This is a genomic window from Burkholderia sp. AU28863, assembly GCF_002223195.1.
Taxonomy (GTDB): Bacteria; Pseudomonadota; Gammaproteobacteria; order Burkholderiales; family Burkholderiaceae; genus Burkholderia; species Burkholderia sola.
This window is the reverse complement of the sequence record NZ_NKFE01000003.1, coordinates 203,282-224,135: the sequence shown is the minus strand read 5'-3', so window position 1 is coordinate 224,135 and position 20,854 is coordinate 203,282. Positions and strand designations below refer to the sequence as shown.

The window sequence follows — 20,854 nt, the reverse complement described above, 5'->3', positions numbered from 1 at the left end:
GGCCCGGTTGGCTGGAACGCGATTATCGCAGCCCGCGGCGGGAGGCGCAGCAGGCGTTACAGCGTAGAATGGGCCGACAGTATGACAAGCAGTCAGGAGACATCGTGAACCACCCTGCCCCGCCGGCCGCCACGCACCGCCCGCTGCCCCCCGCCATGCTCGATGCGCTGCGCGCCGCTTTCGGCGAGCGCGTGTCGACCGCCGACGCGGTCCGCGCCCATCACGGCCGCGACGAATCCCCGTTCGATCCGCAACTGCCCGACGCCGTCGTGTTCGCGCGCAGCACCGACGACGTGCGCGAAGTCGTGTCGCTGTGCTCGCTCTACAGCGTGCCGCTGATCCCGTACGGCGCCGGCTCGTCGCTCGAAGGCCACCTGCTGGCGGTGCGCGGCGGCGTGTCGCTCGACCTGTCGGAAATGAACCGCGTGCTGTCGATCAACGCCGAAGACCTGACCGTGACGGTCGAGCCGGGCATCACGCGCAAGGCGCTCAACGAAGCGCTGCGCGACACCGGCCTGTTCTTCCCGATCGATCCGGGCGCCGACGCCAGCATCGGCGGGATGACCGCGACGCGCGCATCCGGCACCAACGCGGTGCGCTACGGCACGATGCGCGAGAACGTGCTCGGCCTCACCGCGGTGCTCGCGGACGGCCGCGTGGTGAAAACCGGTTCGCGCGCGCGCAAGTCGTCGGCCGGCTACGACCTCACGCGACTGTTCGTCGGGTCCGAAGGCACGCTCGGCGTGATCACCGAGATCACGCTGCGCCTGCACCCGCTGCCCGAAGCCGTATCGGCCGCGATCTGCACGTTCCCGACGATGGGCGACGCGGTGCGCACGGTGATCGAGACGATCCAGATCGGCGTGCCGATCGCGCGCGTCGAATTCGTCGACGCGCTGGCCGTGCGCTCGATCAATCGTCACTCGAACCTGACGCTGGCCGAAGCGCCGACGCTGTTCTTCGAATTCCACGGCACCGACGCCGGCGTGAAGGAACAGGCCGAACTCGTGCAGGCGCTCGCCGGCCAGAACGCCGGCCAGGGTTTCGAATGGGCGACGCGCCCCGAGGATCGCACGCGGCTCTGGTCCGCGCGCCACAACGCGTACTTCGCGATGCTGCAGTTGAAACCCGGCTGCCGCGCGGTGACGACCGACGTGTGCGTGCCGATCTCGCAGCTCGCCGCATGCGTCGAGGAAACCGAGGTCGACCTGCGCGCGTCGTCGCTGCCCTGCCCGATCGTCGGCCACGTCGGCGACGGCAATTTCCACGTCGCGATCCTGATCGATCCCGACAAGCCGGAGGAGCTCGCCGAAGCCGAGCGCATCAACGACCGGATCGTCGAGCGCGCGCTGCGGCTGGGCGGCACCTGCACGGGCGAGCACGGCGTCGGGCTGCACAAGATGCGCTTCCTGCCGAAGGAGCACGGCGACAACGCGATCGACACGATGCGCGCGATCAAGCTCGCGCTCGATCCGCGCAACCTGATGAATCCGGGCAAGATTTTCACGTGCTGACCCGGCGGCGCGACATCGCGCCCCACGCAGGAGACCTCATGAACGCTCCCGTCGAACTGTCGAGCGCCGCACGCGCGCAGCGCCAGCGTGAAGTCGTGCAGGCGCTGATGGCCGTGTTGCCGACGCACTGCCTGCTGTACCGCGACGAGGACACGGCGCCGTACGAATGCGACGGCCTGTCCGCGTACCGCCGGCTGCCGCTCGCGGTCGCGTTGCCCGAGACGGAGTCGCAGGTGCAGCGGATCGTGCAGATCTGCCGCCGCATGGACGTGCCGATCGTGCCGCGCGGCGCCGGCACGAGCCTGTCGGGCGGCGCGCTGCCGATCGCGCTCGGCGTCGTGCTGTCGCTCGCGCGCTTCACGCGCATCGTCGAGGTCGACCCGTACGCGCGCACCGCGACCGTGCAGCCCGGCGTGCGCAACCTCGCGATCTCGGAGGCGGCCGCGCCGTACGGCCTGTATTACGCGCCCGATCCGTCGTCGCAGATCGCGTGCACGATCGGCGGCAACGTCGCGGAGAACTCCGGCGGCGTCCACTGCCTGAAATACGGGCTGACCGTGCACAACGTGATGCGCGTGCGCGCGGTGACGATCGACGGCGAGGTCGTCGAATTCGGCTCGCTCGCGCTCGACATGCCGGGCCTCGACCTGCTCGCGGTGATGATCGGCAGCGAAGGGATGTTCGCGATCGTCACCGAGGTCACGGTACGGCTGATCCCGAAGCCGCAGACCGCGCAGCTCGTGATGGCGAGCTTCGACGACGTCGTCAAGGGCGGCGAGGCGGTGGCGGCGATCATCGCGTCGGGCATCATCCCGGCCGGGCTCGAGATGATGGACAAGCCGGCCACGCAGGCCGTCGAGGCATTCACGCACGCGGGCTACGACCTCGACGCGAAGGCGATCCTGCTGTGCGAATCGGACGGCACGCCGGAAGAAGTCGCCGAGGAGATCGTGCGGATGACCGCCGTGCTGCGCGAACACGGCGCGACGCGCATCCAGGTGTCGCGCAACGAGCACGAGCGGCTGCGCTTCTGGTCCGGCCGCAAGAACGCGTTCCCGGCCGCCGGCCGCATTTCCGCCGACTATTACTGCATGGACGGCACCGTGCCGCGCCGCGCGATCGGCCCGCTGCTCGCACGCATCGAGCAACTCGAAACGCGCTACGGGCTGCGCTGCATCAACGTGTTCCATGCGGGCGACGGCAACATGCATCCGCTGATCCTGTACAACGCGAACGATCCCGACGAGCTGCACCGCGCCGAGCAGTTCGGCGCGGAAATCCTCGAATGCTGTGTGGAATTCGGCGGCAGCGTGACGGGCGAGCACGGCGTCGGCATCGAAAAACTCAATTCGATGTGCGTGCAGTTCTCGCCGCAGGAGCGCGATGCGTTCTTCGCGGTCAAGCGCGCATTCGATCCGGCCGGGCTGCTGAACCCGGACAAGGGCATCCCGACCCGCGCGCGCTGCGCCGAATACGGTCGCCAGCACGTGCGCGGCGGGCTGCTGCCGCACCCCGACCTGCCGCGTTTCTGAGCGGCGCGGGTCGCGGCACCGCACCGGCCGCCGCGGTGCGATGGTCCACCGCGCCCGCGCGGCGCGGTCGCGCGCCGGCGCCGGCATGCCGTACGCGAGACGGGGCTTAGGGATAGTCGCGATGTGGAATCGCGCCACCCCGGTACAATCGACCGAACAACAAGTCGAGGCAGCAACGGAACATGGAAGAGGACGACATCGTCGCCGGATGGGCCGAGCGCGTTCGCGCGGCCAGTGCCGACGGCCGGCCGCTGCGGATTCGCGGCGGCGGCACCAAGGACTGGTACGGCCAGGCGCTCGAGGGCGAAATACTCGACACGCGCGCGTTTCAGGGCCTCGTGTCGTACGACCCGGCCGAACTCGTCGTCACGGTCCGCGCGGGCACGCCGCTCGCGCAGCTTGAAACCGTCCTCGCCGAGTGCGGCCAGATGCTGCCGTTCGAGCCGCCGCACTTCGGCCGCGCGGCGACCGTCGGCGGCTGCGTCGCGGCCGGCCTCGCGGGCCCGCGCCGCGCCACCTGCGGCGCCCCGCGCGATTTCGTGCTCGGCGTCACGCTGATGAACGGCCGCGGCGACATGCTGCGCTTCGGCGGGCAGGTCGTGAAGAACGTCGCCGGCTACGACGTGTCGCGGCTGATGGCCGGCGCGCTCGGCACGCTCGGCCTGATGCTCGACCTGTCGATCAAGGTGCTGCCGATGCCGGTCGCCGAAGTCACGCTCAAATTCGAGATGACCGCGACCGATGCGGTGCGCAAGCTCAACGAATGGGGCGGTCATCCGCTGCCGGTCAGTGCGAGCGCGTGGCGCAACGGCACGCTCGTGCTGCGCCTGTCGGGCGCGGAAGCGGCCGTCAAATCCGCGAAAACGCTGCTCGGCGGCGAAGTCGTCGACGCGGTCGAGGCCGAGCGCTTCTGGGCCGGCCTGCGCGAGCACACCGACCCGTTCTTCAACGGCATCCCGCCCGGCTATGCGCTGTGGCGCCTGTCGCTGCCGTCGATCACCGAACCGATGCACCTGCCCGGCACCCAGTTGATGGAATGGGGCGGCGCGCAGCGCTGGTGGATCACCGACGCCGACGCGCAAACCGTGCGCATGAGCGCGAAGCAGGCCGGCGGCCATGCGACGCTGTTCCGCGCGGGCGAGACCTACGACCGCAGCGCGGGCGTGTTCACGCCGCTGCCCGCGCCGATGATGAAGATCCACCGCGGGCTGAAATCTGCCTTCGATCCCGCGCGCATCTTCAATCGCGGGCGGCTTTACCCCGAACTCTGAGGGCAGGATGCAAACGAATCTCGCCGATTTCATCCGCAACACGCCCGACGGCGACGAGGCCGACGCGATCCTGCGCAAGTGCGTGCACTGCGGCTTCTGCACCGCGACCTGCCCGACCTATCAACTGCTCGGCGACGAACTCGACGGCCCGCGCGGACGCATCTACCTGATCAAGCAGATGGTCGAAGGCGCGGCCGTCACGCGCAGCACGCAACAGCACCTCGACCGCTGCCTCACGTGCCGCAGCTGCGAGACGACCTGCCCGTCCGGCGTCCAGTACGGCCGGCTCGTCGAAATCGGCCGCAAGCACGTCGAGGCGCAGGTGGAGCGCCCCGCGCAGCAGCGGCTGATGCGCCGCGTGCTCGCGAGCGTCGTGCCGAACGCCGCGCTGTTTTCGCCGGCGATGCGGCTCGGCCAGCACGTGCGGCCGCTGCTGCCGAAGCGGCTGCGCGACAAGGTGCCGCCGCGCACGCGGCTGCTCGAATGGCCGCATCGCACGCATACGCGCAAGATGCTGATGCTCGGCGGCTGCGTGCAGCCGTCGATGCTGCCGAACATCAACATCGCGACCGCGCGCGTGCTCGACGCGCTCGGCATCGAGACGGTCGTCGCGCCCGACGCCGGCTGCTGCGGCGCGATCCGCCTGCACCTGAACTATCACGACGAAGCGCTCGACGACGCACGCCGCAACATCGACGCGTGGTGGCCCCACGTCGAACAGGGTGTCGAGACGATCGTGATGAACGCGTCGGGCTGCGGCGCGACGGTGCTCGAATACGCGCACCTGCTGCGCGACGATCCGGCCTACGCGGAAAAGGCGCAGCGCATCGTGTCGCTCACGCGCGACATCTCCGACGTGCTGCTCGCGTTCGAGGCCGAACTCGCGACGATCGCGCGGCGCCGCGCGATCCATACGGTCGCGTACCACCCGCCGTGCACGCTGCAGCACGGCCAGCAGTCGCGCGGCAAGGTCGAGCGCCTGCTCGAGACGCTCGGCATCGACGTGCGGCTGCCGGCCGACAGCCACCTGTGCTGCGGCTCGGCCGGCACCTACTCGCTGACGCAACCCTCGCTGTCGTACCGGTTGCGCAAGCAGAAGCTGCTGAAGCTGCAGGCGCTCGAACCGCAGATGATCGTATCCGGCAACATCGGCTGCATCGCGCACCTGCAAAGCGGCACGCAGGTGCCGGTCGCCCACTGGATTCAGCTCGTCGAGCATTTGCTGTACGGCTAGGTCCGTGCGCATCACGGGTGGGCGGGCGCACGCGCGGCGTCCGTATAATGAGCGGATCGATGCGCCGCGTGTCGCGGCGCATCGGCTTCATGTCCGCTTCCGTGCTGCCTCCGTGCCTGCTTTCGTGCCCGTCATGTCCGATCTCGCCGCCCGCCTCGACTCCGTTCACCGCCGCATCGCCGACGCCGCCCGCGCGGCCGGCCGCGATCCCGCCACCGTCTCCCTGCTCGCCGTGTCGAAGACGTTCCCGGCCGACGACGTGCGCGCCGCGCATGCGGCCGGGCAGCGCGCGTTCGGCGAAAACTACGTGCAGGAATCGATCGACAAGATCGACGCGCTCGCCGACCTGCGCGCGAGCCTCGAATGGCATTTCATCGGGCCGCTGCAATCGAACAAGACACGCCCCGTCGCCGAGCGCTTCGACTGGGTCCATTCGGTCGACCGGCTGAAGATCGCCCAGCGCCTGTCGGAACAGCGCCCCGCGCATCTGCCGCCGCTCAACGTGTGCGTGCAGGTGAACATCAGCGGCGAGGCGTCGAAGAGCGGCGTCGCGCCGGCCGACGTGGCCGAGGTCGCGCGCGCGGTCGCCGCGCTGCCGTCGCTGCGGCTGCGCGGCCTGATGGCGATTCCCGAACCGGCCGGCGACACCGACGCGCAACGCGCGCCGCATCGCGCGCTGCGCGCGTTGTTCGACGCGTTGCGCGCCGACGGCCTGCCGCTCGACACGCTGTCGATGGGCATGTCCGCCGATCTCGAAGCCGCGGTGCTCGAAGGCGCGACGATCGTGCGCGTCGGCACCGCGATCTTCGGCGCGCGCGATTACGCGCACTGACCGCCGCGCCCTTTTCCGCCTTTCCGTTCACTCACTCGCTCATTCCCGACATCATGAAAATCGCATTCATCGGCGGCGGCAACATGGCCGCGGCCCTGATCGGCGGCCTGATCAAGCGCGGCGTCGCCGCGGACGGCCTGTACGCCATCGACGTCAACGAAGACGTCCGCGCGCGCGCCGTGCAGCAGTTCGGCATCCGGACCGGCGCGGCCGTCGACGCGACGCTCGCCGATTACGACGCGATCGTGCTCGCGGTGAAGCCGCAGGTGCTGAACGACGTCGCGCAGGCGCTCGCGCCGCACCTGAAGTCGCAGCTCGTGATCAGCATCGCGGCCGGCATCCGCGGCGCGGATCTCGCCCGCTGGCTCGGCGGCTACGCGCGCGTCGTGCGCACGATGCCGAACACGCCCGCGCTGGTCGGCATGGGCGTGACGGGCCTGGCCGCGCTGCCGGGCGTCGACGCGGCCGGCCGCGAACTCGCGTCGAGCGTGCTCGGCGCGGTCGGCGAGATCGTGTGGTTCGACGACGAAGCGCGGCTCGACGCGGTCACCGCGATTTCGGGCAGCGGCCCCGCGTACGTGTTCTATTTCATCGAAGCGCTGCAGGAAGCCGCGCGCCGTCTCGGCATGAACGACGAGCAGGGCCGCGCGCTCGCGGTCGCGACGTTCACGGGGGCCGCGCAGCTCGCCGCGCAATCGGGCGAACCGGCGAGCGTGCTGCGCGAACGCGTGACGTCGAAGGGCGGCACGACCGCCGCCGCGCTCGCGGCGTTCGACGCGCAGGGCGTGAAGGAAGCGATCGTGCGCGGCGCGCTCGCGGCCGAAGCGCGTGCGAAGGAAATGGGCGACGAGCTCGGCCGCGCGTAAGCGCGACAGCGGCGCCGGTTTGGCCGGCTCCGGACGTAAAAAAAGCGACCGTCAGGTCGCTTTTTCGTTGGCGCCGCGCGAAAAGGCGCGCGCCGCGTCGTTCAGCTGCCGGCCAGCAGGTAATGCACGGCGATGCCCGCGAACAGCGCGCCGCCGAGCCAGTTGTTGTGGCGGAACGCCGCGAAGCACGGCATCCGTTCGCGATCCTTGATCAGCGTGTAGTGATACAGCGCGCAACCGACCGCCGCCGCCCAGCCCACCCAGTACGCGAGGCCGAAGCCGAGCGTCACGCCGACCCACACGTAGATGCCGAGCGTCGCCGCGTAGCACGCCATCACGGCCGCGACGTCGAAACGGCCGAACGTCAGCGCGGACGTGCGGATGCCGATCTTGATGTCGTCGTCGCGGTCGACCATCGCATATTCGGTGTCGTACGCGACCGACCAGAAGATGTTCGCGACCAGCATCACCCACGCCAGCACCGGCACCGTGTCCTGCACGGCCGCGAACGCCATCGGGATGCCGAAGCCGAACGCGATGCCGAGATACGCCTGAGGAATCGCGAAGAAGCGCTTCATGAACGGATAGGAGCCGGCGACGAACAGCGCGACGACCGACAATTCCTTCGTCAGCGTATTGAGCGGCAGGATCAGCAGGAATGCGATGAACGACAGCCCGACCGCGATCGCGACGGCTTCCCATGCGCGGATCTTGCCCGACGTCAGCGGCCGGTCGGCCGTGCGCTTCACGTGACGATCGAAATCGCGGTCGGCGTAATCGTTCATCGCGCAGCCGGCCGAGCGCATCAGCAGCGTGCCGAGCGTGAAGATTACGAGCAGCGGCCAGCGCGGGTGGCCGTCCGACGCGATCCACAGCGCGTTGAGCGTCGGCCACAGCAGCAGCAGGCTGCCGATCGGCTTGTCCATCCGGACGAGCCGCAGGTACAGGGGAAAGCGGGCAAGCATGGCGAAGCACCGGGAACGGAATCACGGCATTTTAGAGCCGACCGGTGCCCGGCGTCATGTCGGCGCGATCCGCGGCCGACGGTGGCGGCGGGCCGGCGGGCCGCCGCGGCCCGCTGCGCGCGGCCGCGCCGCAACGCACGTCAATCAGGGGCCAGATTCAACGCCGCCCCGGAGCGGGCCGGCTGCCGTCTCCGGCCGCGCCACGCTTACGCGAGCAGCGACCGCAGCATCCATGCGGTCTTTTCATGCGTCTGCAGGCGCTGCGTGAGCAGGTCGGCGGTCGGCTCGTCGCTCGCCGCGTCGGCGATCGGGAAGATGTCGCGCGCGGTGCGCACGACCGCCTCGTGCCCTTCGACGAGCTGGCGAATCATGTCCTCGGCGGCCGGCACGCCCTTCGCTTCCGGCACCGACGACAGTTTCGCGAATTCGGCGAACGTGCCGGGCGCGACAACGCCCAGCGTGCGAATGCGCTCGGCGACGGAATCGACCGCGAGCCACAGTTCGTTGTACTGCTCCTCGAACATCAGGTGCAGCGTGTTGAACATCGGTCCGGTCACGTTCCAGTGGAAATTGTGGGTCTTCAGGTACAGCGAAAACGTATCGGCGAGCAGGCGCGACAGGCCGTCCGCGATGTTCTTGCGATCCTTGTCGCTGATACCGATGTTGATCTGCGTGGCGTTGCCTTTCTTGGCCATCTTCGGGACTCCTCATTCGACATGTTGAACCGGCGAAAATGCGTCGAGCAATCCGCATGCCGCGTCACGCGGCATCCGTTCGCGACTCGTCATTCTAGCGTCGCGAACCGGTCGTCGCTGCGTTCAGCCGCCGGCGGCCGACACGATCGGCGCCAGTGCATGCAGCGCCTGCGAGACGAGCTCCGCCGCCCCGCCGACGACGATCGCGAAGCCGACGACGTAGCGCGCCAGCTCCACCGGCGAGCGCAGAATGGGCGACGCGGCCGCGCGCACGTTGAGCATCATTTGCGTCATGGTCGTCACTCCTTTGACAATACATCGTTCAGGGAAGAAACGGCCGGTCGCTGGACCGGCCGTTTCACGTTACTGCATTACCGCATTACTGCGTTGGTGCGCGACTGCATCAGCACGCGGCCGGGTTCATGCGAGGTCGAAGCGGTCGAGGTTCATCACCTTGTTCCAGGCCGCGACGAAATCGCGCGCGAACTTCTCCTTCGCATCCGCGCTACCGTACACCTCGGCCAGCGCGCGCAACTGCGAGTGCGAACCGAAGATCAGGTCGACACGCGTGCCCGTCCACTTGACCGCGCCCGTCGCGCGGTCGCGCCCTTCGAACACGTCGTTCGCGGCCGACACCGGCTTCCATTCCGTGCCCATGTCGAGCAGGTTCACGAAGAAGTCGTTCGTCAGCGTTTCCGGACGATCGGTGAACACGCCATGCTTCGCATCGCCGACATTCGCGCCGAGCACGCGCAGGCCGCCGACGAGCACCGTCATCTCCGGCGCGCTCAGCGTCAGCAGCTGGGCCTTGTCGACCAGCAGCGCCTCGGCCGGCGTCTTGTACGCGTGCTTCAGGTAGTTGCGGAACCCGTCCGCCACCGGCTCGAGCACGGCCATCGCGTCGACGTCGGTCTCTTCCTGCGACGCATCCGTGCGGCCCGGCGCGAACGGCACCGTGATCGCAACGCCCGCGCTCTTCGCCGCCTGCTCGACGCCCGCCGCACCGGCCAGCACGATCAGGTCGGCCAGCGACACCTTCTTGCCGCCCGTCTGCGCATCGTTGAACGCCTTCTGCACGCCTTCGAGCGTTTCGAGCACCGCCGCGAGCGCCGCCGGCTGGTTCACTTCCCAGTCCTTCTGCGGCGCGAGGCGGATGCGCGCACCGTTCGCGCCGCCGCGCTTGTCCGAGCCGCGGAACGTCGCCGCCGACGCCCATGCGGTCGACACGAGCTGCGACACCGACAGGCCCGTGGCCAGCACCTTCGCCTTCAACGCGGCGACGTCGGCGTCGTCGATCAGCGGGTGATCGACGGCCGGGACCGGGTCCTGCCACAGCAGGTGTTCAGCCGGCACTTCCGGGCCGAGGTAACGGGAACGCGGGCCCATGTCGCGGTGCGTGAGCTTGAACCACGCGCGAGCGAACGCGTCGGCGAATTCGGCCGGGTTCTCGTAGAAGCGGCGCGAGATCTTTTCGTAGGCCGGATCGAAACGCAGCGACAGGTCGGTCGTCAGCATCGTCGGACGATGCTTCTTCGACGCGTCGTACGCATCGGGGATCACTTCGCCGGCATCCTTCGCGACCCACTGGTGCGCGCCGGCCGGGCTCTTCGTGAGCTCCCACTCGTAGCTGAACAGGTGCTTGAAGAAGTCGTTGCTCCACTGGGTCGGCGTCGACGTCCACGTGACTTCGAGGCCGCTCGTGATCGTGTCCTTGCCCTTGCCCGTGCCGAACGTGCTCTTCCAGCCGAGGCCCTGCTGCTCAATGCCCGCGGCTTCCGGCTCGGGGCCGACGTTCGACGCCGGGCCGGCGCCGTGCGTCTTGCCGAACGTGTGGCCGCCCGCGATCAGCGCGACCGTTTCCTCGTCGTTCATCGCCATCCGCGCGAACGTCTCGCGGATGTCGTGCGCGGCGGCGACCGGGTCGGGGTTGCCGTCCGGGCCCTCCGGGTTCACGTAGATCAGGCCCATCTGCACCGCGGCGAGCGGGCTTTCGAGCTCGCGCTTGCCCGTGTAGCGGCTGTTCGGGCCACCGCTCAGTTCCAGCCAGATCTTTTCCGAACCCCAGTAGACGTCGTCCGGTTCCCACGTGTCGGCGCGGCCGCCCGCATAGCCGAACGTCTTGAAGCCCATCGATTCGAGCGCGACGTTGCCGGTCAGGATCAGCAGGTCGGCCCACGAGATGTTGCGGCCGTACTTCTGCTTGATCGGCCACAGCAGGCGGCGCGCCTTGTCGAGGCTCACGTTGTCCGGCCAGCTGTTGAGCGGCGCGAAGCGCTGCTGCCCGCCGCCCGCGCCGCCGCGGCCGTCGGCCGTGCGGTACGTGCCGGCGCTATGCCATGCCATGCGCACGAACAGGCCGCCGTAGTGGCCGAAGTCGGCCGGCCACCAGTCCTGCGATGCCGTCATCAGCGCGTGCAGGTCCTGCTTCACCGCGGCGAGATCCAGCTTCTTGAACGCTTCGGCGTAGTCGAAATCCGGGTCCATCGGATCGGACAGCGCCGAATGCCGATGCAGGACGTTGAGGTTCAGCTGATTCGGCCACCAGTCCTTGTTCGTCGTGCCGCTGCCTGCGGTGTGGTTGAACGGGCACTTCGTTTCGTTCGACATGCTTTTTCTCCTTGTCTTGCTCGTAGGCCCCCACGTGCCGGGCGCGGTTCGTGGAGCATTGCGGGGGATGAAACGGAACAGGCGGTTCCTCCTGTCGTACTACGGGATGTCGTGCGCGGCCTTCGACACGCGTTCCCGTTGCCACGCACCGCACGCGGGGCGCTCGCGAAAGCGGCTGCCGGCACCCGTCGTGCCGGCGAGGCGGCCGGCTAGTCGGGTATCGGACATGCAATGCTCGCTCATCGCTCGACGGCGGGTGAATCGGGGGAACACAGGACCGGCGTGCGGCGGCACTCATCCGCCATACACACGGTCCGCCAGGTATGCGAACGCAATCGGGCGCAGGCTGCGGACCGCCGCCCTGGCGCGATGTACGACCGTGTCGCGCGACGGGGTGTTCCGCTGCGCGCGCTGCAATACCGACCGCATCATGACATCCTCCTTTGACGCTTGCATTCAACCTGCATCCCGCGCGTCGGTGCGACGCCGATCCATGTAGAGGATTCTATCTATATCTATCAATTACTTGAATTTGATAAATTTCATCTATGCGATAGGGAAAAATAAACGGAGTCGTACGACCCCGTTCATCACGCTGCCACACCTGCATGCGCGAGCGCGTCAGTTCATCGTGGCCGGCATGTCGAGCTTCGCGACCCCCGGCAGCTCGCACGCGGCGATCGCGTCGCTGATCGCGTCGATCGCGGGCATCCGCGTGAAGCTCTTGCGCCATACGAGCACCACGCGGCGGTCGGGCACCGGTTCGTGGAACGGCACGTACGACAGAAGCTCGGCATCGGGGCCGTTCGCGCGCGGGCCGATCTCGGCGACCGACATCCGCGGCAGCACGGTGATGCCGACGCCGCTCGCGACCATGTGGCGAATGGTTTCGAGCGACGAGCCCTCGAAGGTCTTCTGGATGCCGTCGGCCGTCTGCGAGAAACGCATCAGTTCCGGGCACACGCCGAGCACGTGATCGCGGAAGCAGTGGCCGTTGCCGAGCAGCAGCATGGTTTCCTGCTTCAGGTCCTCGGCGTCGATTTCGTCGCGCTTCTCCCACGGATGGCCGGCCGGCAGCGCGACGACGAACGGCTCGTCGTACAGGGGCCGCACCATCAGGCCGGTCTCGGGGAACGGCAGCGCCATGATCGCCGCGTCGATCTCGCCCTGCTTCAGCAGTTCGAGCAGCTTCAGCGTGTAGTTCTCCTGCAGCATCAGCGGCATCTGTGGAACCCGCTGGATCATCTGCTTGACGAGCGTCGGCAGCAGGTACGGCCCGATCGTGTAGATCACGCCCAGGCGGAACGGGCCGACGAGCGGGTCCTTGCCCTGCTTCGCGATCTCCTTGATCGCGAACGTCTGCTCGAGTACGCGCTGCGCCTGGGTGACGATCTGGTCGCCGATCGGCGTCACGCTCACTTCGCTCGCGCCGCGCTCGAAAATCTGCACGTTGAGCTCGTCTTCGAGCTTCTTGATCGCCACCGACAGCGTCGGCTGGCTCACGAAGCACGCTTCGGCCGCGCGGCCGAAATGCCGCTCGCGCGCGACCGCGACGATGTACTTCAATTCAGTCAGGGTCATTGTGGGTCAATCAGAAATATACAGGCGATAGGTTTAATTTATACACCCGTTTGCACCGGTTCGCCAAGTTTCTCTGCATCGCGATGCGTCGAGTGGCGGCGTTCGATCCGGCCCCAAAGTCGGTCGATCAGGCCTTCAGGTACTGTTCGCGCGCGCCGAGCCAGCGCGCGAGATGCTGGGTGACGACCTCCGGATACGCGGCAATCAGCCGCGCCGCGGCCTCGCGGGCCGGATCGATCAGCCAGCCGTCGGTCTCGAGGTTCGCGAAGCGCAGCATCGCCGCGCCCGACTGGCGCGCGCCGAGGAATTCGCCGGGGCCACGGATTTCGAGGTCGCGCCGCGCGATCTCGAAGCCGTCGGTTGTCTCGCGCATCGTCTTCAGCCGTTCGCGACCGGCGATCGACAGCGGCCCGGTGTACAGCAGCACGCACACCGACGCCGCGGTGCCGCGCCCGACGCGGCCGCGCAACTGATGCAGCTGCGCGAGGCCGAAACGCTCCGCGTGCTCGATCACCATCAGCGATGCGTTCGGCACGTCGACGCCGACCTCGATCACGGTCGTCGCGACCAGCAGCTGCACTTCGTTGCGCGTGAACGCATCCATCACGGCGGCCTTGTCGGCCGGCGACAGCCGGCCGTGCACGAGGCCGACCTTCAACTCGGGGAGCGCCGCGGCCAGCGTCTCGTAGGTTTCGACGGCCGTCTGCAGCTGCAGCGTCTCGCTCTCCTCGATCAGCGGGCACACCCAGTACACCTGGCGCCCGGTCAGCGCGGCCTCGCGCACGCGGGCGATCACCTCGTCGCGCCGCGCGTCGCCGACGAGGCGCGTCAGCACCGGCGTGCGACCGGGCGGCAGCTCGTCGATCGTCGACACCTCGAGATCCGCGTAGTACGTCATCGCGAGCGTGCGCGGAATCGGCGTGGCCGACATCATCAGCTGGTGCGGCTGGAAGTCGCGCGCGCCGTTGGCCGCATTCGCGGCCTTCGCGCGCAGCGCGAGACGCTGCTCGACGCCGAAGCGGTGCTGTTCGTCGACGATCACGAGGCCGAGCCGCGCGAATTCGACCGTGTCCTGGATGATCGCGTGCGTGCCGATCACGAGCTGCGCGGTGCCGAGCGCGGCCGCCTCGATCGCCGCGCGTTTCTCCTTCGCCTTCAGGCTGCCCGCGAGCCACGCGACCGTGACGCCGAGCGGCTCGAGCCACGCGCGCAGCTTGCGCGCGTGCTGCTCCGCGAGGATTTCGGTCGGGGCCATCAGCGCGGCCTGGTAGCCGGCATCGATCGCCTGCGTGGCGGCCAGCGCCGCGACGACCGTCTTGCCGCTGCCGACGTCGCCCTGCAGCAGCCGCTGCATCGGGTGCGCGAGCGTGAGGTCGTGCGCGATCTCGTCGACGACGCGCGCCTGCGCGCCCGTCAGCGTGAACGGCAGCGCCGCGTAAAAGCGCGTGGTGAGCGCGTCGGCATCGGTCGCGGTGCGGCGCGGCATCGCGGGCGCGGCGCGCGTGCGGCGCTCCTCGTGCGCCCGCTTGAGCGACAGTTGTTGCGCGAGCAGTTCCTCGAACTTGATGCGCGTCCACGCGGGATGCGAGCCGTCCATCAGCGCGGCTTCGTCGGAATCGACGCCCGGGTGGTGCAGGATGCGCACGGCCTGCGCGAGCGTCGGCACGCCGAGCGGCTTCAGGTAATCGCGCTCGATCTCGGGCGGCAGCAGCTCGGGCAGCGGCGTGCGCTCGACCGCGTTCTCGATCGCCTTGCGCAGATACGCCTGCGACACGCCGGCCGTGCTCGGATAGACGGGCGTGAGCACCTGCGGCAGCGGCGCGTCGGCTTCGACGACGCGCACCGCCGGATGGACCATCTCCATCCCGAAGAAGCCGCCGCGCACGTCGCCGCGCACGCGCAGCCGCTGGCCGACGGCCATCTGCTTGACCTGCGACCCGTAGAAATTCAGGAAGCGCAGCACGAGCTGCTCGCCGTCGTCGTCCTGGATCTTCACGACGAGCTGGCGGCGCGGCCGGTACGCGACTTCGTTGTCGAACACGACGCCTTCGGTCTGCGCGATGCCGCCCGGCAGCAGCTCGCCGATCGGCGTGAGCGTGGTCTCGTCCTCGTAGCGCATCGGCAGATGCAGCACGAGATCGATCGAGCGCGTGAGGCCGAGCTTCGCGAGCTTGTCGGCGGTTTTCACAGGTTTCTCGGCGGCCGGCTTCTTCTTGCGCTTCGTGCCGGATGCGCCGGGCGCGCCAGCTTCGTCGCCGCCCGCGCCCGGTTCGACGTCGGGCGCGGCGGCCGCGGGCTGCGCGAGCCGGCCGTCGGCGCCGCGCTTCGGCCCGGCGCGGCGCGCACCGGCGCCCGGTGCGGGAGGCGCGGGCGTGGCGGCATCGTCCGCGTCGAACGGATCGGCGGAATCGGCGACGGCAGCGGGGGAACGGCGTGGTGACACAGGCATCGGATCGTCTGGGTGCTTCGCAAGGCAAGTACAATAGCGGCTTTCACGTCGTCCGAACCAACGACGCCGGCCAGGCCGCGCATCCCGTCATCATAGCGGCTCGCGCGCCCCATTTACGCGTTTCCGCCCCGCCGGCGACGCCCGCCGGCCGCTTCGAACCAGCCCGCATGTTCACGCTTTCCGATTTCGATTTCAATCTGCCACCCGAGCTGATTGCACAAACCGCGCTGCCCGATCGCACCGCGAGCCGCCTGCTCGAGGTCGACGGCACCGTCGAACCCGCACGCCTCGTCGACCGCCGTTTCGCCGAATTGCCGTCGTGCATCGCGCCCGGCGACCTGCTCGTGTTCAACGATACCAAGGTGCTGAAGGCGCGCTTCTTCGGCCAGAAGGCCAGCGGCGGCAAGATCGAGGTGCTGATCGAGCGCGTGACCGGCACGCACACGGCGCTCGCGCAGATCCGCGCGAGCAAGTCGCCGGGCGCCGGCACGACGCTGCGTCTGGCCGACGCGTTCGACGTGACGGTCGGCGAGCGCGTCGAGCCGTTCTTCACGCTGCACTTCCCCGCGCCGTGCCTCGAGCTGATCGAGCAGCACGGCCGCCTGCCGCTGCCGCCGTATATCGAGCACGATCCCGACGCGACCGACGAAACGCGCTACCAGACCGTCTACGCGAGCAATCCGGGCGCGGTCGCCGCGCCGACGGCCGGGCTGCACTTCGACGAGCCGCTGCTGGAGAAGCTCGACGCGATGGGCGTCGAGCGCGCGACGCTCACGCTGCACGTCGGCGCCGGCACGTTCCAGCCGGTGCGCGTCGAGAACATCGCCGAGCACAAGATGCACAGCGAGTGGTACGACCTGCCGCAGTCGCTCGTCGACAGGATCGCCGCGACCCGCGCACGCGGCGGCAACGTGATCGCGGTCGGCACGACGTCGATGCGCGCGCTCGAAGCCGCCGCGCGCGCGGCCGACGAAGCGGGCCGCCCGCTCGCGGCCACGCAGGCCGAGACCGACATCTTCATCACGCCCGGCTACCGTTTCCGCGTGGTCGACCGGCTCGTCACGAATTTCCACTTGCCGAAATCGACGCTGCTGATGCTGGTGTCCGCGTTCGCGGGCGTCGAGACGATCCGCGCCGCGTACCGGCACGCGATCGAAGAACGCTATCGCTTCTTCAGCTACGGCGACGCGATGCTGCTCACGCGGCGCGACACGCCGGAGGCGCCGGGCGCGTAAGCGCGGCGGGCGCGATCACGCACCGGCCTGCGATTGCGCAGCAGCCGTTGCGCGCCGCGCGGTCGCGCCCAGCGCTGTCGCCCCGTTTTCCCGCCGTACGCGCTACGATGCGCGCACCCGCTTTTCCCCGCCGCCGGTTGCCCAGCGGCGTTTCCAACATGCGCCGAACTGTTCTTCGGTGGCAAGGAGAATGACACGATGACCGAAGGTTCATCCCACGATACGCACGCCCCCGTGCAGGACCGCCCGGCCAACGGGCTCGAATTCGAACTGCTGACGACCGACGGCCACGCGCGCCGCGGCCGCGTGAAGCTCAACCACGGCACGGTCGAGACGCCGATCTTCATGCCGGTCGGCACGTACGGCACCGTGAAGGCGATCCAGCCGCGCGAACTGCACGAGATCAACGCCCAGATCATCCTCGGCAACACGTTTCACCTGTGGCTGCGCCCGGGCCTCGACACGATCGACGCGCACGGCGGCCTGCACGGCTTCATGGGGTGGAACAAGCCGATCCTGACCGACTCGGGTGGCTTCCAGGTGTTCTCGCTCGGCGATCTGCGCAAGATCACCGAGGACGGCGTCACGTTCGCTTCGCCGATCAACGGCGACAAGCTGTTCCTGTCGCCGGAAGTGTCGATGCAGATCCAGAAGGTGCTGAACTCCGACATCGTGATGCAGTTCGACGAATGCACGCCGTACGCGACCAACGGCGTGCCGACCACGCACAAGGAAGCGGCCGACTCGATGCGCATGTCGCTGCGCTGGGCGAAGCGCTCGCTCGACGAATTCGACCGGCTCGGCAACCCGAATGCGCTGTTCGGGATCGTCCAGGGCGGGATGTTCGAGGACCTGCGCGACGAATCGCTCGCGGGCCTTGCCGAACTGGGTTTCCACGGCCTCGCGATCGGCGGGCTGTCGGTCGGCGAGCCGAAGGAAGACATGATGCGCGTGCTGCGGCACGTCGGCCCGAAGCTGCCGGCCAACAAGCCGCACTACCTGATGGGCGTCGGCACGCCGGAGGATCTGGTCGAGGGCGTCGCGAACGGCATCGACATGTTCGACTGCGTGATGCCGACCCGCAACGCGCGCAACGGCTGGCTCTTCACACGCTTCGGCGACGTGAAGATCCGCAACGCGACGCACAAGAACTCGCTGAAGCCGCTCGATGCGACCTGCACGTGCTACACGTGCCAGAACTTCTCGCGCGGCTACCTGCATCACCTGCACCGGGTCGGCGAGATCCTGGGCGCGCAGCTCAACACGATCCACAACCTGCACTACTACCTGCAGTTGATGAGCGAGATCCGCGACGCGATCGAAACGCATACGTTCGACGCATTCCGGCAGCGCTTCGCGGAGGATCGGGCCAGCGGGGTCGACTGACGGGCCGGTGGCCCGCCCGCTGTCCGCCACATAGGACGAGTACTAAATTGAGCCGCCCCGATACCGGTCGCGACCGCCAAACATTACAATTGCCTTTCCAAACAAGCCGCAACGGTATCGGATCCTGCTTTAACAGCTTGATCCGAAAGCGCATTTGCCGCGCCGTTTGCGCATGGGGCCGGTGGTAGAATAACCGGCTTATTTTTCGATCTTCCCCTACGGAGAGACCAACGTGCCGTTCATTTCCAATGCCTTCGCGCAAGGTGCCGGTGGCGCCGAATCGAGCCTGATGAGCTTCCTGCCGCTCATCCTGATGTTCGCGGTGCTGTACTTCATCATGATCCGTCCGCAGATGAAGCGCCAGAAGGAACACCGCAACATGCTCGCGGCCATGGCGAAGGGCGACGAAGTCGTCACGAGCGGCGGCCTCGTCGGCAAGGTGACGAAGGTCACCGAAGGCTACATCGGCGTCGAAATCGCCGAAGGCACCGAAATCACCGTGCAGAAGGCTGCCGTCACGACCATTCTGCCGAAGGGCACGATCAAGTCGCTGTAAGGCTTAACACCGAGCGTCCGGCTCCCCGCGCCGTGCCCGCCTGAGAGAGCGGGCCGCCGCGGCGCCGGACGCGACGCTTTCACGCCAACCACCCGTTCGGCCCCCTCATGAATCGTTACCCACTCTGGAAATATGTCGTGATGGTCGTGGCGCTCGCCATCGGCCTTCTGTACACATTGCCCAACTTCTTCGGCGAAGCGCCGGCGGTGCAGGTGTCGAGCGGCAAGGCCACGGTCAAGCTCGACTCGACCACGCTGACCCAGGTCGAATCGGCGCTCGCGTCTGCGCAGATCAAGCCGGACGACATCACCTTCGAGAACACGGCGACCGGCGCGAACATCCGCGTGCGCCTGAAGGACACCGATACGCAGCTGCGCGTCAAGGACCTGCTGCAGAAGTCGCTGAACACCGACCCGAACGATCCGCAGTACGTCGTCGCACTGAACCTGCAGAGCGCGTCGCCGCGCTGGCTGACCGCGCTGCACGCGCTGCCGATGTATCTCGGCCTCGACCTGCGCGGCGGTGTGCACTTCCTGCTCCAGGTCGACATGACGGGCGCGCTCACGAAGAAGCTCGACTCCGACGCGTCCGACGCGCGCACGCTGCTGCGCGACAAGAACATCCGCGACGGCGGCGTGAGCCGCGTCGAGCAGTCCGTGGTCGTCAACTTCAGCGATGCGCAGACGGCGGAAGACGCCCGCAAGGTGCTCGCCGCGTCGATCACCGAGCTGCAATGGGCGACCCAGCCCGGCGGCGGCGGCACGCAAGTCGTCGGCACCTTCACGCCGGCCGTGCAGAAGGCCGTCGAGGACGCCGCGCTCAAGCAGAACCTGACGACGCTCCACAACCGCGTGAACGAGCTCGGCGTGTCCGAGCCGATCCTGCAGCAGCAAGGCAGCGACCGCATCGTCGTCGAACTGCCGGGCGTGCAGGACACCGCAAAGGCGAAGGACATCATCGGCCGCACCGCGACGCTCGAGGCGCGCCTCGCCGACCCGATCAACACGCACCCGAACCCGAACGACCCCGTGCCGCCGGGCGAGGAGCTGTTCACGCAAGGCAACCAGGTGCCCGTGCTGCTGAAGAAGGACGTGATCTTTACCGGCGACCGCATCATCGACGCATCGGCCGGCTTCGACGAACATCAGCGTCCGTCGGTCAACATCCGCCTCGATTCGGCGGGCGGCCGCGCGGTGCGCACGGTGTCGCGCGAGAACATCGGCAAGCCGATGGCGATGGTGCTGTTCGAGAAGGGCAAGGGCGAAGTGCTGACGGTCGCGACGATCCAGTCCGAACTCGGCGACCGCTTCCAGATCACGGGCCAGCCGACGCCGCAGGCCGCGGCCGATCTCGCGCTGCTGCTGCGCGCCGGGTCGCTCGCCGCGCCGATGGACATCATCGAGGAACGCACGATCGGCCCGAGCCTCGGCGCCGACAACATCAAGATGGGCATCCACTCGGTGATCTGGGGCTTCTGCGCGATCGCCGTGTTCATGATCGCGTACTACATGCTGTTCGGCGTGGTGTCGGTGATCGGCCTGTCGGTGAACCTGCTGCTGCTCGTCGCCGTGCTGTCGCTGATGCAGGCGACGCTGACGCTGCCCGGTATCGCGGCGATCGCGCTCGCGCTCGGCATGGCGATCGACTCGAACGTGCTGATCAACGAGCGCGTGCGTGAAGAACTGCGCGCCGGCCAGCCGCCGCAACTCGCGATCCAGGCCGGCTACGCGCATGCATGGGCGACGATTCTCGACTCGAACGTCACGACGCTGATCGCCGGCCTCGCGCTGCTCGCGTTCGGCTCGGGCCCGGTTCGCGCGTTCGCGATCGTGCACTGCCTCGGCATCCTGACGTCGATGTTCTCCGCGGTGTTCTTCTCGCGCGGGATCGTCAACCTCTGGTACGGCGGCCGCAAGAAACTGAAGTCGCTCGCGATCGGCCAGGTGTGGAAGCCGGAAGGCGCCGCCGCCGCGTCGTTCACCGACGCGGACGAATCGACCGACACCGCGCGCGCCGCGAAGCTCGCCGCCCCGGCGAAGGGCAACGCGCCGCGCGCCGGCAAGCCGCAGCTGCGCAACCGCGCGCAGCAACGCGTGTCGCCGAAGAAACCGGGCTCGACCCAATAAGGCCC

17 protein-coding genes are annotated in these 20,854 nt (G+C 68.4%); 10 read left to right on the top strand and 7 right to left on the bottom strand.

Annotated features, from left to right (window positions below):
- The first annotated feature begins 104 nt into the window (after positions 1–104).
- From CFB81_RS03335 to proC, 6 genes are all read left to right on the top strand, one after another.
- Positions 105–1,514 (top strand): FAD-binding oxidoreductase, encoded by a 1,410-nt coding sequence (locus CFB81_RS03335; RefSeq protein WP_089434572.1) that lies wholly within the window; start codon positions 105–107, stop codon positions 1,512–1,514.
- A gap of 38 nt (positions 1,515–1,552) precedes the next feature.
- Positions 1,553–3,046: an FAD-linked oxidase C-terminal domain-containing protein gene (locus tag CFB81_RS03330; protein ID WP_069616705.1), complete on the top strand. Its 1,494-nt coding sequence runs from the start codon at positions 1,553–1,555 to the stop codon at positions 3,044–3,046.
- Between the two features lie 182 nt (positions 3,047–3,228).
- Entirely contained in the window at positions 3,229–4,317 is a 1,089-nt protein-coding gene (gene glcE / locus CFB81_RS03325) for a glycolate oxidase subunit GlcE (protein ID WP_089434571.1), read from the top strand.
- A gap of 7 nt (positions 4,318–4,324) precedes the next feature.
- Positions 4,325–5,551, top strand: coding sequence for a glycolate oxidase subunit GlcF (gene glcF / locus CFB81_RS03320; RefSeq protein WP_089434570.1), 1,227 nt, complete (start codon positions 4,325–4,327; stop codon positions 5,549–5,551).
- Between the two features lie 133 nt (positions 5,552–5,684).
- Complete coding sequence (locus CFB81_RS03315; protein WP_059574303.1) at positions 5,685–6,383, top strand: YggS family pyridoxal phosphate-dependent enzyme; 699 nt, start codon at positions 5,685–5,687, stop codon at positions 6,381–6,383.
- Positions 6,384–6,436: 53 nt separating this feature from the next.
- Complete coding sequence (gene proC / locus CFB81_RS03310; protein ID WP_089434569.1) at positions 6,437–7,249, top strand: pyrroline-5-carboxylate reductase; 813 nt, start codon at positions 6,437–6,439, stop codon at positions 7,247–7,249.
- A gap of 101 nt (positions 7,250–7,350) precedes the next feature.
- Here proC and ubiA read toward each other — a convergent pair whose 3' ends face one another.
- The 7 genes from ubiA to recG all read right to left on the bottom strand — a co-directional run bounded on the left by ubiA (position 7,351) and on the right by recG (position 15,546).
- Positions 7,351–8,214: a 4-hydroxybenzoate octaprenyltransferase gene (ubiA, locus tag CFB81_RS03305; protein ID WP_069616709.1), complete on the bottom strand. Its 864-nt coding sequence runs from the start codon at positions 8,212–8,214 to the stop codon at positions 7,351–7,353.
- 206 nt (positions 8,215–8,420) lie between these two features.
- Positions 8,421–8,909 carry a non-specific DNA-binding protein DpsA gene (dpsA, locus tag CFB81_RS03300; RefSeq protein WP_069616710.1) on the bottom strand — a complete coding sequence of 163 codons (489 nt, stop codon included), beginning with the start codon at positions 8,907–8,909 and terminating at the stop codon, positions 8,421–8,423.
- A 123-nt stretch (positions 8,910–9,032) separates the two neighbouring features.
- Complete coding sequence (locus tag CFB81_RS36005; RefSeq protein WP_179235902.1) at positions 9,033–9,203, bottom strand: hypothetical protein; 171 nt, start codon at positions 9,201–9,203, stop codon at positions 9,033–9,035.
- A 126-nt stretch (positions 9,204–9,329) separates the two neighbouring features.
- Positions 9,330–11,516, bottom strand: coding sequence for a catalase/peroxidase HPI (gene katG / locus CFB81_RS03295; protein ID WP_089434568.1), 2,187 nt, complete (start codon positions 11,514–11,516; stop codon positions 9,330–9,332).
- 99 nt (positions 11,517–11,615) lie between these two features.
- Positions 11,616–11,744 (bottom strand): hypothetical protein, encoded by a 129-nt coding sequence (locus tag CFB81_RS36440; RefSeq protein WP_256975919.1) that lies wholly within the window; start codon positions 11,742–11,744, stop codon positions 11,616–11,618.
- 393 nt (positions 11,745–12,137) lie between these two features.
- Positions 12,138–13,097 carry a LysR substrate-binding domain-containing protein gene (locus CFB81_RS03290; protein WP_069616712.1) on the bottom strand — a complete coding sequence of 320 codons (960 nt, stop codon included), beginning with the start codon at positions 13,095–13,097 and terminating at the stop codon, positions 12,138–12,140.
- A 127-nt stretch (positions 13,098–13,224) separates the two neighbouring features.
- Entirely contained in the window at positions 13,225–15,546 is a 2,322-nt protein-coding gene (gene recG / locus CFB81_RS03285; RefSeq protein ID WP_089434567.1) for an ATP-dependent DNA helicase RecG, read from the bottom strand.
- A 167-nt stretch (positions 15,547–15,713) separates the two neighbouring features.
- Between recG and queA the strand changes: the two genes are divergently transcribed.
- The 4 genes from queA to secD all read left to right on the top strand — a co-directional run bounded on the left by queA (position 15,714) and on the right by secD (position 20,849).
- The gene (queA, locus tag CFB81_RS03280; protein ID WP_089434566.1) at positions 15,714–16,781 is read left to right on the top strand and encodes a tRNA preQ1(34) S-adenosylmethionine ribosyltransferase-isomerase QueA; all 1,068 of its coding nucleotides are present in this window, start codon (positions 15,714–15,716) and stop codon (positions 16,779–16,781) included.
- Between the two features lie 198 nt (positions 16,782–16,979).
- Complete coding sequence (gene tgt / locus CFB81_RS03275; RefSeq protein ID WP_069616715.1) at positions 16,980–18,167, top strand: tRNA guanosine(34) transglycosylase Tgt; 1,188 nt, start codon at positions 16,980–16,982, stop codon at positions 18,165–18,167.
- A gap of 232 nt (positions 18,168–18,399) precedes the next feature.
- Complete coding sequence (yajC, locus tag CFB81_RS03270) at positions 18,400–18,723, top strand: preprotein translocase subunit YajC (protein WP_006476868.1); 324 nt, start codon at positions 18,400–18,402, stop codon at positions 18,721–18,723.
- A 107-nt stretch (positions 18,724–18,830) separates the two neighbouring features.
- The gene (secD, locus tag CFB81_RS03265) at positions 18,831–20,849 is read left to right on the top strand and encodes a protein translocase subunit SecD (RefSeq protein WP_089434565.1); all 2,019 of its coding nucleotides are present in this window, start codon (positions 18,831–18,833) and stop codon (positions 20,847–20,849) included.
- Positions 20,850–20,854: the final 5 nt, after the last annotated feature.

Bases quoted from the DNA above. Each gene is read 5' to 3' on its own strand.
- secD (WP_089434565.1), top strand. From the start codon at position 18,831: ATGAATCGTTACCCACTCTGGAAATATGTCGTGATGGTCGTGGCGCTC.
- CFB81_RS03315 (WP_059574303.1), top strand. From the start codon at position 5,685: ATGTCCGATCTCGCCGCCCGCCTCGACTCCGTTCACCGCCGCATCGCC.
- ubiA (WP_069616709.1), bottom strand. From the start codon at position 8,214: ATGCTTGCCCGCTTTCCCCTGTACCTGCGGCTCGTCCGGATGGACAAG.
- CFB81_RS03290 (WP_069616712.1), bottom strand. From the start codon at position 13,097: ATGACCCTGACTGAATTGAAGTACATCGTCGCGGTCGCGCGCGAGCGG.
- glcE (WP_089434571.1), top strand. From the start codon at position 3,229: ATGGAAGAGGACGACATCGTCGCCGGATGGGCCGAGCGCGTTCGCGCG.
- glcF (WP_089434570.1), top strand. From the start codon at position 4,325: ATGCAAACGAATCTCGCCGATTTCATCCGCAACACGCCCGACGGCGAC.
- dpsA (WP_069616710.1), bottom strand. From the start codon at position 8,909: ATGGCCAAGAAAGGCAACGCCACGCAGATCAACATCGGTATCAGCGAC.
- CFB81_RS36440 (WP_256975919.1), bottom strand. From the start codon at position 11,744: ATGTCCGATACCCGACTAGCCGGCCGCCTCGCCGGCACGACGGGTGCC.
- recG (WP_089434567.1), bottom strand. From the start codon at position 15,546: ATGCCTGTGTCACCACGCCGTTCCCCCGCTGCCGTCGCCGATTCCGCC.
- CFB81_RS03330 (WP_069616705.1), top strand. From the start codon at position 1,553: ATGAACGCTCCCGTCGAACTGTCGAGCGCCGCACGCGCGCAGCGCCAG.
- proC (WP_089434569.1), top strand. From the start codon at position 6,437: ATGAAAATCGCATTCATCGGCGGCGGCAACATGGCCGCGGCCCTGATC.
- tgt (WP_069616715.1), top strand. From the start codon at position 16,980: ATGACCGAAGGTTCATCCCACGATACGCACGCCCCCGTGCAGGACCGC.
- katG (WP_089434568.1), bottom strand. From the start codon at position 11,516: ATGTCGAACGAAACGAAGTGCCCGTTCAACCACACCGCAGGCAGCGGC.
- CFB81_RS36005 (WP_179235902.1), bottom strand. From the start codon at position 9,203: ATGACGCAAATGATGCTCAACGTGCGCGCGGCCGCGTCGCCCATTCTG.
- queA (WP_089434566.1), top strand. From the start codon at position 15,714: ATGTTCACGCTTTCCGATTTCGATTTCAATCTGCCACCCGAGCTGATT.